This is a genomic window from Hymenobacter profundi (genome assembly GCF_019334315.1).
Taxonomy (GTDB): Bacteria; Bacteroidota; Bacteroidia; order Cytophagales; family Hymenobacteraceae; genus Hymenobacter; species Hymenobacter profundi.
Window position 1 is genome coordinate 1 of the sequence record NZ_JAHWGL010000122.1, and the last position, 13,651, is coordinate 13,651.

General features: G+C 59.7%; 12 protein-coding genes. 7 read left to right on the forward strand and 5 right to left on the reverse strand.

The annotated features are described in order from the left end of the window. Window positions 1–52 precede the first annotated feature (52 nt). Entirely contained in the window at window positions 53–595 is a 543-nt protein-coding gene (xrtX, locus tag KYK14_RS19520) for an exosortase X (protein WP_185281540.1), read from the reverse strand. Between the two features lie 228 nt (window positions 596–823). Between xrtX and KYK14_RS19525 the strand changes: the two genes are divergently transcribed. Then, a complete protein-coding gene (locus KYK14_RS19525; protein ID WP_185281541.1) occupies window positions 824–1,807 on the forward strand; it encodes a fatty acid desaturase in 984 nt (327 codons plus the stop codon). 45 nt (window positions 1,808–1,852) lie between these two features. Here the strand turns inward: KYK14_RS19525 and KYK14_RS19530 are convergent, their stop codons facing one another. Further along, window positions 1,853–2,560 (reverse strand): hypothetical protein, encoded by a 708-nt coding sequence (locus tag KYK14_RS19530; RefSeq protein WP_185281542.1) that lies wholly within the window; start codon window positions 2,558–2,560, stop codon window positions 1,853–1,855. Between the two features lie 167 nt (window positions 2,561–2,727). Here KYK14_RS19530 and KYK14_RS19535 point away from each other — a divergent pair, with 167 nt between their 5' ends. After that, window positions 2,728–2,883 (forward strand): hypothetical protein, encoded by a 156-nt coding sequence (locus KYK14_RS19535; protein WP_219161258.1) that lies wholly within the window; start codon window positions 2,728–2,730, stop codon window positions 2,881–2,883. A 65-nt stretch (window positions 2,884–2,948) separates the two neighbouring features. Further along, a complete protein-coding gene (locus KYK14_RS19540; RefSeq protein WP_219161261.1) occupies window positions 2,949–5,483 on the forward strand; it encodes a TonB-dependent receptor plug domain-containing protein in 2,535 nt (844 codons plus the stop codon). A gap of 199 nt (window positions 5,484–5,682) precedes the next feature. Here the strand turns inward: KYK14_RS19540 and KYK14_RS19545 are convergent, their stop codons facing one another. Together KYK14_RS19545 and KYK14_RS19550 are read right to left on the reverse strand one after the other, a co-directional pair. Next, a complete protein-coding gene (locus KYK14_RS19545; RefSeq protein ID WP_219161264.1) occupies window positions 5,683–6,681 on the reverse strand; it encodes an aldo/keto reductase in 999 nt (332 codons plus the stop codon). A 172-nt stretch (window positions 6,682–6,853) separates the two neighbouring features. Next, a complete protein-coding gene (locus KYK14_RS19550) occupies window positions 6,854–7,312 on the reverse strand; it encodes a hypothetical protein (protein WP_185281546.1) in 459 nt (152 codons plus the stop codon). A gap of 277 nt (window positions 7,313–7,589) precedes the next feature. On the opposite strand from KYK14_RS19550, the gene KYK14_RS19555 reads away from it, so the two are divergent. Continuing rightward, on the forward strand, window positions 7,590–10,481 hold the full coding sequence (locus KYK14_RS19555; RefSeq protein WP_219161267.1) for a TolB family protein: 2,892 nt from the start codon (window positions 7,590–7,592) through the stop codon (window positions 10,479–10,481). Window positions 10,482–10,658: 177 nt separating this feature from the next. Here the strand turns inward: KYK14_RS19555 and KYK14_RS19560 are convergent, their stop codons facing one another. Beyond that, a complete protein-coding gene (locus KYK14_RS19560) occupies window positions 10,659–11,153 on the reverse strand; it encodes a YdeI/OmpD-associated family protein (RefSeq protein WP_219161270.1) in 495 nt (164 codons plus the stop codon). 93 nt (window positions 11,154–11,246) lie between these two features. Here KYK14_RS19560 and KYK14_RS19565 point away from each other — a divergent pair, with 93 nt between their 5' ends. The 3 genes from KYK14_RS19565 (at window position 11,247) to KYK14_RS19575 (ending at window position 13,460) form a co-directional block, all read left to right on the forward strand. Next, window positions 11,247–11,945, forward strand: a complete 699-nt coding sequence (locus KYK14_RS19565; RefSeq protein WP_219161273.1) for a DsbA family oxidoreductase — start codon at window positions 11,247–11,249, stop codon at window positions 11,943–11,945. Window positions 11,946–12,112: 167 nt separating this feature from the next. Then, complete coding sequence (locus KYK14_RS19570; RefSeq protein WP_219161276.1) at window positions 12,113–12,727, forward strand: sulfite oxidase-like oxidoreductase; 615 nt, start codon at window positions 12,113–12,115, stop codon at window positions 12,725–12,727. Continuing rightward, complete coding sequence (locus KYK14_RS19575) at window positions 12,720–13,460, forward strand: ferredoxin reductase (RefSeq protein ID WP_219161279.1); 741 nt, start codon at window positions 12,720–12,722, stop codon at window positions 13,458–13,460. Before KYK14_RS19570 ends, KYK14_RS19575 begins: the two co-directional genes overlap by 8 nt. Window positions 13,461–13,651 lie beyond the last annotated feature (191 nt).

Here is a 13,651-nt window from a genome sequence, read left to right on the forward strand (position 1 = left end):
GTGCACTGCACAGCGGGCCGTTGGCTTTCGGAATAGCGAGTGAAAAAGCACCTTAGCCTTCCGCCGTGGGCGGGTGCTGGGGCTGTTGCCGAATCCAGTACAGCCACAGGCTAAAGATGCAGCCGTAGACCAGCACCGTGAGGATGCCATAATAATAGTTGAACGCTACGGCGTGGTAAGCATAATATTGATTCACGACCAACACGCCCACGCGCAGCAGGTTGAGCAGGTAGAGCCCGGCAATGCCCACCGGAATCAGCCACAACCGCGTGCGGGTAGGGCCAGGGTAGGCCAAAATAAAGCCCGCAAACAGCGCGTAGATAGCCAAGCCGTTGTAGGGCGAACCGATGTACACAAAGGGTCGCGTGTCCATGAGCACCAGCATGGGATTGGCGCCCACCGTAGCCGCAAAGCCCGCCACGCGCAACAGCACAGCACTACTACCGGCCATGTTGGCCGTGAGCAGGGCATCGAGGCGGCCATCGGGGCCCAGCCATTGCTCGTAGCCAAAAAACCAGAGTAAATAGAGCCCAGCCGCCAGCAGCAGAAAGCGGCGCCAGATGCCGGAATTAAACTTGGGAGCAGGAAAAAGCATAATTGGCAGGAATGCACGCCCGGAAAAAGCCGGTTGGCATTGCTTGAATGCAAAAGCCCCGCCAGATCGAATCAGGCCCTAGGTTAAATTGGAGTCAAACAAGATTTTTGCATTTTTTATAGCTCCGGTCATTCCGCCTGTATTCTTCATCTTAGCCTCAGGTAAATAGGCTTACCTTGCTCTACGGATGGCATTCACCATGCGGCTTTTCCTGCTGATTTTGCACCTATGAGCGCCACATCCTTCACCACCACCACCACTCCCGAACCACACCGGGGCCGGGGCCGACAGATCGTACACGCGCATCCTGAGGTGAAACACCTCATGACCCGCACGCCGGCTACCCTGTTGGTAGCGCTGGCCTGTGTGGGGGCGCAGGTGGGGCTGGCCTACCTGTTACGCCAGCAGGCGTGGTACTGGGTGGTGCCGGTGGCCTACTTGGTAGGGGCTTTTTTCTCGCATACGCTGTTTGTCGTTATTCACGAAGCGGCGCACAACCTGGTGTTCAAGAAGCTGTGGCAAAACGTGGCGGTAGGTATTGTTGCCAATTTTCCTTCGGTGGTGCCCACAGCTATTTCCTTCAAAAACTTCCATATCAAACACCATGTGTTTCAGGGCGTGCACGAGTTGGATGCCGACTTGCCCGATTGGTACGAGGCCAAGCTGATTCGCAACTACGCGCTAGGCAAAGCGGTGTGGCTGTTTTTCTTCCCGGTTTTTCAGGTGATTCGCACGTTCCGTTGCCGCGAAGTGGCAGCCGTAGACCGCTACGTGGTGGCCAACGTTGTGTGCCAGCTGGCATTTGATGTGGCGGTAGTGTACTTTCTGGGGTGGACGGCGCTGCTCTACCTGGCCCTCAGCTTCTGGTTTTCGGTGGGGCTGCACCCGCTGGGGGCGCGCTGGATTCAGGAGCACTACCTCACCCTGGATGCCAACCAGGAAACCTACAGCTACTACGGCCGCCTGAACGGCGTGAACCTGAACGTCGGATTCCACAACGAGCACCACGATTTGCCCAGCATTCCGTGGAACAACCTACCCAAGCTGAAGCAGGTAGCCCCCGAGTTCTACGAGCCGCTGCTGCACCACACGTCCTACACCAAGCTGTTTTTCCGCTTTCTATTTGATCAGGAAATCAGCCTCTACGCACGCTTGGTGCGCAAAGAGCGCGGCCGCACCTCCCGCACCGGTTCGGTAGCGGAGCAGGTGTAGTACTGGCCCTACCCTACTTCGTTGCGCAACCCCGGCAATACCTTGTTACCGATAGGGAAAGGTTTTGGCGGCGGGGCGCAGGAGTTGCTTCACCAGCGCATCGGCGGTAGGCACGGTGGTGCTGCCCGTGCGCTCGTAATTGAAGCGCCAGACCATTTCCCCACTGCGACAGTCGTGCACCGTGAGGTTGGCGGTGGTGACGTTGCCGGTGAGCGGCCCGCCCAACAGCAAAGGCGTATTGCTGAGCAAATGCGCGGCCACGGCTACCCCGTTGGGCATGGGCTGGTAGAGCGTAGCCGCCCCCGACAGCACTGCGTCGACGCCCAGCGCCTGCTGCAACTCCGTCATAGAGTGCTCAAACAGATTATCATAGGTGATGCCGGCGGCGCGCAGACGCTGGTTGGTTTCGCGCACTGGCTGAAACGCTACGGAGCGACTACCTTGCCCCCGCATGGTCTGCACCTGGTTGTGCAGGCAGCGTTGTAGTTCGTAGGCCAGGGCTTCCCGCGCCTGCCGCTGACTTTCGGTCCACTGCTGCTGGCGCTGCGCTATTTGCTCGGGGGTAGGGTCGCTGGTGCCGTGGTATAGAATGTCCTGCGTACGCAGACGGTCCAGTTCCACCTCAAAGGGCAGAATGGCCACCGTGCGGTGCGTGGCCAGCACCGGCTGGTTTACGTCGCGGGTGGCGTAGGTGCGGGCGCCACACCCACTCAGCAACAAGCTGCTGAGCAGCAGGATATATAGTTTCGACATACCTGTGAGTTCTTACCCGGAAAAGCTTCACCTCTAACCGGGGGCAGATTGAGCAAGCAGAATGGAAATTACGGCAAAAGTTGTCAACGTGATGACTACTTGTGCGTTTACTTATAGTAGCGGCAGCTAATTTTCTTTATTCACCCCTATCTATCTTGTTTCGCGTTATGGACAGTGGTCTGATTTTTCAACTCGCGTTTCTTATTCCCATCTTCTATCTGATAGCCGGGTTGGTACTATTTGTACTGACGGTGCGGGTACTGTTGGTGCTGCATACCTACTTCACGCTGAAGGTGCAGCGGGAACAGGAACGGATGCAGTAACAATCGTCGTTGAAAGAATAACTGGCCGCGTTGGCCGTATCTCTTGTTGACTCACTATACTTCTTATGATATCTCCCTTCACGCAACGGCGGGCAGGCCTGCTAGCGGGTGTGCTGGCCGTGGTACTGCTACTTGCGGGCTTCCGAGTGGCGCCCCAGGCCGATGGCTTTTTGCAGCAGCTGGTGCGCCAGCTCAACCGCTTCTACGCCGCCACCTTCCCCGAGAAAAGCTACCTCCACCTCGATAAAACCGTGTACGCCGCCGGCGAAACCGTGTGGCTGAAAGCCTACGTGGTGCAGGCCGGCAACCACCGCCCCGACACCCTGAGCCGGGTACTGTACGTAGACCTGCTCTCGCCCGACCAAGTGCTGGTGCGCCAGCAGCTCCTGCGCCTGCGCAACGGCACCGCCACCGGCGACATCCTACTCCCCGACACCCTGGTGCAGGGCCGCTACACGGTGCGCGCCTACACCAACTGGATGCGCAACACCAGCCCCGATTACTTTTACAATCAGCAGATTATGGTGTGGCACACGCCGCTAGATGCGGTGGCGCCCGCCATTGGAGAACGGCGCACGCGCGTATCGGGCAAAACAGCGGCAGCGCGCCTCACGGTGCAGTTTTTCCCGGAAGGCGGCAACCTGGTAAGTGGCCTGGAAAGCACGATTGGCTTCAAGGCCGTGGATGCTAACGGCCAAGGGGTAGACGTAACGGGTACTATTAAAGACGGACGCGGACGCGATGTGGTGGCTTTCAAAAGCCAACACGTGGGCATGGGTCGGTTTCAGTTGAAGCCCGAGCCGGGACAGACGTACCAGGCCACCGTGCGGCAGTCGGGCGGCGCTTTCCTCACTACGCCCCTACCCACCGCACTGCCTACAGGCTTCACCATGAAGGTGATGGAGCTGAAAGACCAGGTACAAGTGTACATTCAGCGCCAGGCTGGCACGGGCGCTGCTGCCGCCGAGGCCATTACGCTGGTGGCGCACGTGCGCGGGCAAGTGGCCTACGCCGGGCAGGGCCAGGTAGGCGCGGGCACCACGTTCAGCGCCCGCATTCCTAAAAGCCGCTTTCAGACCGGTGTGGCCCACTTCACCTTGTTTGATAGTCAAAACCAGGCGCGTTGCGAGCGGCTGGCGTTTGTGGGCGCCACCACGCCCGACCTGCGCATCACGCTGCAACCCGACAAAGCCCGCTACGCTCCTCGCGAGAAAGTGACTCTGCGTGTAGCTGTGGCCGATGCCGAAGGCAAACCCATGGCCGGGCAGTTTTCCTTGGCTGTGAATAATGCCCAGCTGGTGCCCGCCTCTATGGAACAGCGCACCATTCGCTCCTACCTATTGCTCACCTCGGAGCTGCGCGGCACCGTGGAAGAACCCGGCTATTATTTCACCAACCCTACCTACGATACCAACCTGGCTCTCGACAACCTGATGCTGACCCAGGGCTGGCGGCGGTTTGTGTGGAAGGAGCTGCTGGCCAACCGCCTCGGCAACTATCCCTACCCCCTGGAACAGAGTCTGAGCGTGAGTGGACAGGTGATGAATGGGCAGCTACTGGGTAGCAAAGAAACCCCGGCCGCCAACGCCACCGTGCTGTTGCTGCGCTTCGGGGGTGAAAACCAACTGATGACCACCACCACCGACTCGGCGGGTCGCTTCTTTTTCAGTGGGTTTGCGGAGCAGGACACCAGCCGCCTGCTGGTGCGTGTGCAGCCCCAGAAAGGCCTGCGCAACCCCATCGTCAGGCTAGACCAGAAGGTGGCCGAGGGCACCAAAGATCTGCCTACCATCCCGTTGGAGGTGGGGTCGGCGGAGGAAGTGGCCTACCTGCGAAGCAGCAAGCGGCAGCAGGTGATGGAGCGCCAGTACAGCCCCGATGGCAAGCGCATTTTGCTCCAAAACGTGGATGTACGGGGCCGCCGCGAGGTTGCCGACGGCCGCCGCCTCTACTCCCGCGCCGATGCGGTGGTCCGCACCGCCGATATTCCGGCGGCCAATAGTTACACCAATATCCTGCAACTCATTCAGGGCCGGGTGGCGGGCGTGCAGGTGACGGGTAGCCCAACGAATATGAGTGTAGTCATTCGGGGGGTTAATTCCTTTTCGGGTAACAACTCGCCGCTGTTTATCATTGATGGCGTGCAGACAGACGCCAGCATTGTCAATTCCATTCCGGTGCAGGACGTGGAAAGCGTGGAAATCCTGAAAGGGGCGTCGGCGGCTATTTATGGCTCGCGGGGCGGCAATGGGGTTATTGCCATCTTCACCAAGCGCGGCAACCCCAACTACGACCCTGCAAACGACCCCTACGCGGCGTCGCCCATCGGCATGGCTACCTACGCGCTGCCGCGCTATTACCCCACGCGCGAGTTCTACCAGCCGCCCTACCAGAAACCCGGTGCCCAGCTCCCGCCCGATGATACTCGTAGCGCCACGCTGTTTTGGGCACCCCAGATCGTAACGGACGCCAACGGCCAGGCCACCATCACCTTCTATACCTCCGACATTGGTGGCGAATACCGCCTCTCCTTAGAAGGCCTGACCAACAACGGCCTACCCGGCACCGGCTACGGCACCCTGATGGTGACTGGGAAATAGGGTGTGAGTGTAGGAAGGTAAGGGAGTGAGGTAGAAAAAAGGAGGTTGTCATCCTGAGCGGAGCGAAGGACCTTATCACGCCAGAACGACAAGCGTAACAACGACTCGTTCAACGGGCATAAGGTCCTTCGCAAGCTCAGGATGACAACCTCCTTTTTTTCTACCTCACTCCCCTGCCTCCTATCTTCTTACACTACTCCTACCCTACCTGCACCTTCGCCAGTTCATCGTTGATGAAAGAAATATCTTCACCAGAAAGCTTTACGTCGCCGGCTTTGGCGTTTTGGGTGGCTTGCTTAGGGTTGCGGGCACCTACCAGGGCCACTGTGATACCGGGCTGCGCAATGGTCCAGGCAATGACGAGTTGGGCCAATGTGGCGTTTTTGTCGTCGGCCAGGGGCTGTAGCGTGTGCAGGAAGGCGTTTACCTTCTCGATGTTGTCGGGCGTGAATAGCTTGTTGGTGGAGCGCAAGTCGCTGTCCTCGAACTTCTGCCCGGGCTTGAACTTGCCGGTTAGCAAGCCTAACTGCATAGGGCTATAGGCCAGAATAGCCTTGTTGTGCTCCTGGCAATACGGCACCAACTCCTGCTCGATACCACGCCGTAACATGCTGTACGGCACTTGGTTGGAAGCCAGCTTTATTGTTTTCTCCGCTTCGCGCATCTGCTCCGCCGAGTAGTTGCTCACGCCTACGGCGCGCACTTTGCCCTGCTCCACTAGCTTGGCCACGGCCTCCATGGTGTCGTGGATGGGCGTAGTTACGTCGGGCCAGTGAATCTGGTACAGGTCGATGTAGTCCGTACCGAGGCGCCGGAGGCTGTCCTCGCACTCCTTAATGATGCTTTCGGGGGCGGCGTATTTATACACGTCGATGTCCTGGCCCTCGTTGTTTTTGGTTTTCATGGCGAAGTCGCCTTTGGGCTCTTTCAAGTCCCAGCGCATGCCAAACTTGGTCAGGATCTGCACTTTGTCGCGAGGCAGGCTCTTGATGGCTTCACCCACAATCTGCTCGCTTAGGCCCTGCCCATAAATAGGGGCCGTGTCGATGCTGGTAACGCCATGCTCGTAGGCTGCATGAATGGCCCCCACGGCATCGTTTTGCTCGGTACCACCCCACATCCAGCCCCCGGCAGCCCAACTGCCAAACGTAATGGCCGACACATGCAGCCCGCTGTCACCTAATTCCCGGTATTCCATTTTTAAAATTCTATAGTTGATTTTATGAACAAAGGCTGACGGGCACGGCCTCCACTGCGTTGTGGACTGCCTGATTTCCCCCGTCTCGCGAAAAAGCAATGGCCTACCTCACAAAAAATCAGCGCCAGACAGAAGCCCAGCGCTGATTAAGAAAGCAAGTAAGCCAGCGCGATTAGCGCATGGTAGTGGTACCGCTCGTGGTGCCTGAGGTAGTGCGCATCGTACCGCTCGTAGTTCCGGACGTGGTGCGCATGGTACCGCTGGTGGTACCTGAGGTAGTACGCATGGTGCCGCTCGTGGTGCCCGTACGACGACGGCCCGTGGTGGTAGTGCCCGTGGTGGTGCTCATCGTACCAGCCGTAGTGCCCGTGCGGCGACGGCCCGTGGTGGTAGTGCCGGCCGTAGTGCCCATGGTGCCGCTAGTGGTACCAGCGGTGGTGCCGTAGGTAGTGGTGCCCGTAGTGGCCGAGGTAGTTGTACCTGTGGTACCCGTGGTGGTGCCTGCGGTAGTACCTGCCGTGGTGCCGCCGGTGGTCATGGTGCCGGTGGTCATACCGCCAGTGGTCGTTTGAGCCGAGGCTACCGAGATACCACCAAGAAGAGCTGCTGCAAAAAGAATGACGCGTTTCATAAGAATCTGTTTTGAGGAAAGGATGGTAGAGATACTATAATCTCGTGTTCAGGCTCTTACGCGTAGCGCATAGCAGATGACTGAATATAATTTAGTGCTTATAAGAATCTATATTTATCTATATCAGGCAATTATCGCGGTGAACTACCACTACTACTGTGAGTTAGTACAGCTGCTGTTGGGCTCCAATTGCATAATTTAATCTCTGATAGACGCCGCGGCAGCCATTGCTTTTCGCCTGGGCAACCGGTTTCTTGCAGAACCCTAGCCCCTGCCCATGCGCCTGCTTCTTTGCTTCCTGGTGTGTTGCCTGCTCCCCGCCCTACCCGGCGCAAGCCAGAGCCTGCCCGTGCTCGACCAAAACCCGCCCGATTTGCGCTGGCAGGAGGTGCGCACCCCGCATTTCCGGCTGCTCTACCCCCGCGGCCTCGACTCAGCCGCCCAGCGCACGGCACACCGGCTGGAGCAAGTGCAGCAGCCCGGCACAGCCTCGTTGGGTGTGGTACCCCGGCACCTGCCTATTGTGTTGCAAAATCAGACGACCATCAGCAACGCCTTCGTCACGTTTCTACCCCGGCACGCCGAATTCTTCACGACGCCCGAACAGGGCCAGGCCCTGGGTACCATGGACTGGCTGGATGGCCTAGTGCTGCACGAATACCGCCACGTGGGGCAATTCGACAAAGCCCGACAGGGAATAGGGCGCCTGCTGGTGCCCCTACTCGGTGACCAGGGCCTGGGCGTGGGCGCGGTGGGTGTGCCGCAGTGGTTTTTTGAGGGCGATGCCGTGGGCAGTGAAACCGCCCTTAGCCGTAGTGGCCGGGGCCGCGTGCCGTATTTTGGGGTAGGGATGCGCGCTAATCGTCTGGCCGGCCGCCACTTTGGCTACCAAAAGGCCGTAAACGGCTCCTTCCGCGACAACGTACCTAACTGGTATGTGCTGGGCTACTACATGACCTCCTACCTGAAAACGCACTACGGCCCCAACGTATGGGCCTCTGTGCTAGACAAGTACTACCAGTTTCCCTTTTACCCGTTTTCATTCTCCAACAGCATCCGGCGCACTACGGGCCTGCGCGTGGAGGACCTCTACCAGCGCACCATGCACGAGCTGGACTCTACCTGGCAAGCTGGCCAGCAGAATCTGGTTATTACGCCGGGTAGGGAGTTTCGGGTGAAGGCCGAGGAGCGCGTGTTTACGCAGTACGAATATCCGCAGTACGTAACCGACAGCAGCGTGCTGGCCATGAAAACTGGCTTAGGCACTATTGCCCAGCTGGTGCTGCTGCGCCGCCACGCGCCCGAGCAAAAGGTGTTTGTGCAGGGCCTGACCAACGTACCCGAGATGCTATCAGTAGGCGGCGGCAAGGTGGTGTGGCCCGAGTACCGCTACGACCCGCGCTGGCGGCAGCGCGTGTACTCTGAGCTGCGCATCCTAGACTTGAGCACCGGCCGGCTCACGCACCTCACCAAGCGCCGCTACACGGCCGCCGCCCTCTCGCCCGATGGCCGGCAGTTGGTGGTAACGCTCACCGATTCGTCCTACCATCATTCCCTGCGGATTGTGGACGTAGCCACCGGCCGCGAGGTGCGCATCTTGCCCAACCCGCGCAACGATTTCTACCAGCAGCCCCGCTGGCTACCCGATGGCCGCGTGGTGGCCGTGGCCCTGCGCCGCGCCGGCAAAACCCTTACGGTACTGGACCCCGCCACCGGCCAAGAGCAGGATTTGTTGCCCGTTGCCAACATCAACCTTACCAATCCGCAGCCTTGGGGCGAGTTTGTGCTTTACAACTCGCCGCAGTCGGGGATTGATAATATCTACGCTGTGAGCCGACGCACGGGCCAGACCTGGCAAGTGACTTCGCGGCCCGTAGGTGCCTACCACGCCGCGGTTTCGCCGGATGGTCAGCGTTTGGCCTTCCACGAATTCCAGGCCACGGGCAGCCGCGTACTGGAAATGCCGCTAGATACCACGGCCTGGCGTGCCCTACCCGCGCCGGCGACCGAGGCCGTGCTTTCGGACCCTTACGCGGCGCAGCTAAGCGCCCAGGAGCCAGCCGCTGCATTAGTTCGGCCATTGCTGGTGCGGCCCGACTCGGCTGCCACGCCCTACCCGGTGCGGCCGTATTCGCCGCTGCGGCACGCGTTTAATGTGTTTGGCTGGGGCGTGGTGCAAAGCCCTACCGGCAACAGCGTGAACGTGGGCGTGCGCTCCCAGGACTTGCTGAACACCACTCAGGCCCAGGTAGGGGTAGGCTACAACCAGGCCGAGCGCACGGCCAACGTGTTCGGCGGCCTTAGCTACCAGGGCCGCTACCCCGTGCTCGACCTGAGCGTAGAGCACGGCGGCCGCAACACCGGCGTGTACGTCGACCGCAGAACGCCCCTCGACAGCCTCGTACGTGACCGATGGAACTACACCCGCCTCACCGTGGGCGGCCGCCTACCCCTTACACTCACGCGCTCCAAGTACCTGCAAGCCCTCACGCTCAGCGCCTACTACCTCCGCGAGCAAGTGAACGGCTACGACCTGCCCCTCCGCTACCGCACCGACCCCGCATCTGACCGGCCTGTAAATGCCGTGCAAACCTCCTTCAGCTACGCCCGCCAGCTCAAGCTCTCGGCCCGCGACGTGGCCCCGCGCTGGGGCGGCACGCTGCTGGCTACCTGGCGCACCACACCGTTTGGCGCGGGTTTGAATGCGGCGCAGTTCGGCACGCAGGCCAGCGTGTATTTGCCCGGCATTGGGCGGCACCACGCTATCCGGTTGCGGGGCGGCTACCAGTGGCAGCAGCAACGCGAGTACCAGTTTAGCTCCAGCATCTTCTTTCCGCGTGGTATCGGCTACGTGAGCTTCGACCGCCTGTGGGTAGGCACCACCGAGTACGCCCTGCCCCTGGCGTTTGTGCACTGGGCCGTGGGCCGGGTGCTGTACGTGCAGCGCCTGCGCGCCACTGCCTTCATGGACGTAGCCCATGGCGAAAGCCGCTCTCTCACCACCGGTGCACTCATCCAACGCGACTACCGCACGGTGGGCGTCGATGGGGCTGTGCTATTCAACGTGCTACACCTGCGCACGCCGTTTGAGTTGGGTGCTCGTTTTGTCTACAATCCGCGCACTCGCCAGGCGTCCTTCTCTCCGCTGGTTTTCAATATTCAGATATGAGAGAGGGTAAAGGGATAGAAGGGTAGGAAGTGTGTCATTCTGAGCGCAGCGAAGGACCTTATCACAGTAGAACGCTTGACGTACCAACGACTCGTTCTGACGTGATAAGGTCCTTCGCTGCGCTCAGAATGACACACTTCCTACCCTTTTACCCTCACACCCTCTACCTCCCTACCCTCACCCACCCGTCCACGGCTTAAACGGATGGCCGCCGGTAGCTAGTTGATGCAATACGCTGACCACGCGCTTGCTGCGGGTTTCGGGGCGTTTGGCACTTTCGATGTGGTAGGCTAAGGCGCGTTTGGTGCCGGGCGTCAGGCGCTCGAAGGCAGCTTCGGCTTCGGGCCAACTGCTTAGGCCTTCGGCTAACTCCTCAGGCAGGTCTACCTGGTTGGGGGTAGGGTCGGGGCTGATACTGACGGTTACTTTGTCGCCGGAGCGTAGGCTTAGTTCTGTTAGCAGGGCCTGATTCAGCATCAGGTACCGCTCACCCGACTTCAACGGGTGCAGGCCCAAACGCATGGTATGGTCCCGTAGTGCTACCACCACGCGCTTCACTGCTTTACCGCCCAGCGCCTCTACCACCTCCACGGGTACCACGAGCACTTGCATGGGCATAAAGCTGGGGCCGCCGGGTTGCACTACGGCGCGGAAGGTAATAGGTACAGTCATCGGTAGCAGGGGCAAGTGGGGCCGGCGCGGGCGGACCAGTCAGCAAACTTTTCGCTTGCAAACTACTTATTCATCGAAAGAAACCCTTTGAATATGAAAGTAGAAATCTGGTCTGATATCATGTGTCCGTTTTGCTACATCGGCAAGCGGAAGTTTGAAGCCGGTCTGGCTGAGTTTGCCCACGCCGACGCGGTGGAAGTGCAGTGGCACAGCTTCGAACTGGACCCCAACATGCAGCACACGCCCGGCCAAACCATTCATGAGCTGCTGGCCGAGCGCAAGGGCGTATCCGTGGCCCAGGGCAAGCAGATGAACGACCACATGGCTGGCATTGCCGCCGAGGTAGGGCTACAGTATGATTTCGACCGCGTTATCCCCACCAACACGTTTTTGGCGCACCGCTTCCTACACCTAGCTGCCGCTCAGGGCAAGGGCAACGAAGCCGAAGAACGCGTATTTGCGGCCTACTTCACCGAGGGCAAAGATATAGGCGACCTCGACACGCTGGCTCAACTCGGCGCCGACCTTGGCCTGGACGCCGCCGAGGTAAAAGCTACCCTCCAAACCGACGCCTACGCCCAGCAAGTGCGCTACGACGAGTACCAAGCCCAGCAAATCAACGTACGCGGCGTGCCCTACTTCGTTTTCGATGATAAATACGCCGTGTCGGGCGCCCAGCCAGCCGAGCTGTTTCAGGAAGTATTGGAGAAAGTGTGGGAGGAAAACCACCCTGTCCCTACCCTGGTAGCCGGCCAAGATGGCGCGGCCTGTGATGTAGACGGAAACTGTTAGGTTTCTAAGCAACTGTTCAGAGTAACCACTGCACAATGTAGAGACGCATACTTGCGTCTCGTCGTTGAACGATACGGGTAGCTGTCGTTCAACGACGAGACGCAAGTATGCGTCTCTACATCATTCTAACTACCTTTTAGCTAACTTAAATAGCCTCTTAGACCGTCATGGCTCCTACCTTCTTCAACCAAGGCTTTCAGCGTAAGCGGCCCAGCAACCACAAGCTGCCGCCCGGCCAGTACGAAACCCAGGATTTTCCGGTGCTGTCGGCCGGGCCTACCCCGCGCATTGCGCTGGAAAAGTGGACTTTCATGCTGGAAGGGCTGGTGGAAGAACCCAAAAAATGGAGTTGGCAGGAGTTCAACGCCCTACCCCAGCAGGACTTCAACCCCGATATTCATTGCGTCACACAATGGTCGAAGTTTGATACCAAGTGGCGGGGCGTGAGTTTGGACACGCTACTGGAGCACGTGCAGCTACGGCCGGAAGCCCGCTACGTAATGGCCACGTCGTACGGCGGTTACACCACCAACCTACCCTTGGCTGATTTACGCGAGGGAAAGGCCTTCATCGGCCTCACTTACGACGGCCAGCCTCTAACGCCCGAGCACGGCGGCCCGGCCCGCCTGGTGGTGCCGCACCTCTATTTCTGGAAAAGTGCCAAGTGGATTACCAGCCTGCGCTTTATGACCGAAGATGAGCCAGGCTTCTGGGAACGCGCCGGCTACAGCATGTACGGCGACCCGTGGAAGGCCCAGCGCTACGCCGACGACGATGAGTAGGTTGGACTGGCAGCTGGCCACCGTCACGGCCATTCACGCCGAAACGCCCCGCGTGAAAACCTTCACGCTCAGCCTACCCCACTGGACGCCCCACCTAGCCGGCCAGCACTACACCCTGCGCCTCACCGCCCCCGACGGCTACCAGGCCGAGCGCAGCTACTCCGTGGCCTCCCCACCCGAGCAACCCGACGAGATTGAGCTGACGGTAGAAGCCGTGGAGGAAGGCGAAGTATCGGGCTATTTATTTGAAGGGGTAGGGGTAGGCGACCAGCTAGAGGTGCGCGGCCCGATTGGTGGTTATTTTGTGTGGCGCGCAACGGCCGCGGCCCGGCCGCTGCTCCTTGTTGCTGGCGGCTCAGGCATAGTCCCGCTGATGGCCATGCTGCGCCACCGCCAGCGTGCGATGTTGCGCAACCCCACGGTGCTGCTGTTTAGCATCCGCACGTCGGAAGAGGTTATTTATCAACAGGAACTGGAAGCAATGGCTGCCACCGACGCTACCTTCACCCTGCTACTGGACTATACCCGCCAAGCCCCCAGCGGCTGGTCGGGCTACCACCGCCGCATCGATACGGCGCTGCTGACAGAGGTGGTAAAGCGATTTGCTGCCTCGCCCGAATGCTACGTGTGCGGCCCTACGGGATTGGTGGAAAGCGTCGCTACCGGCTTGCAGGATCTAGGCCTACCCGCCGAGGACATCAGAACCGAGCGGTTTGGGCCGACGGGCGGGTAATAACAATTGCCTGTCATCCTGAACATTCCGCGCATCAAGCGGCGGCGAAGGTCCTTCTCCCGCTAGAACAACAGGCGTATCAACGACTCGTACTCACGTGAGAAGGTCCTTCGTCGCCGCTTGATGCGCGGAATGTTCAGGATGACAGCTTCAGAAGGGACTTACAAAGTCCTTCAGCAGCGGCAGCACCT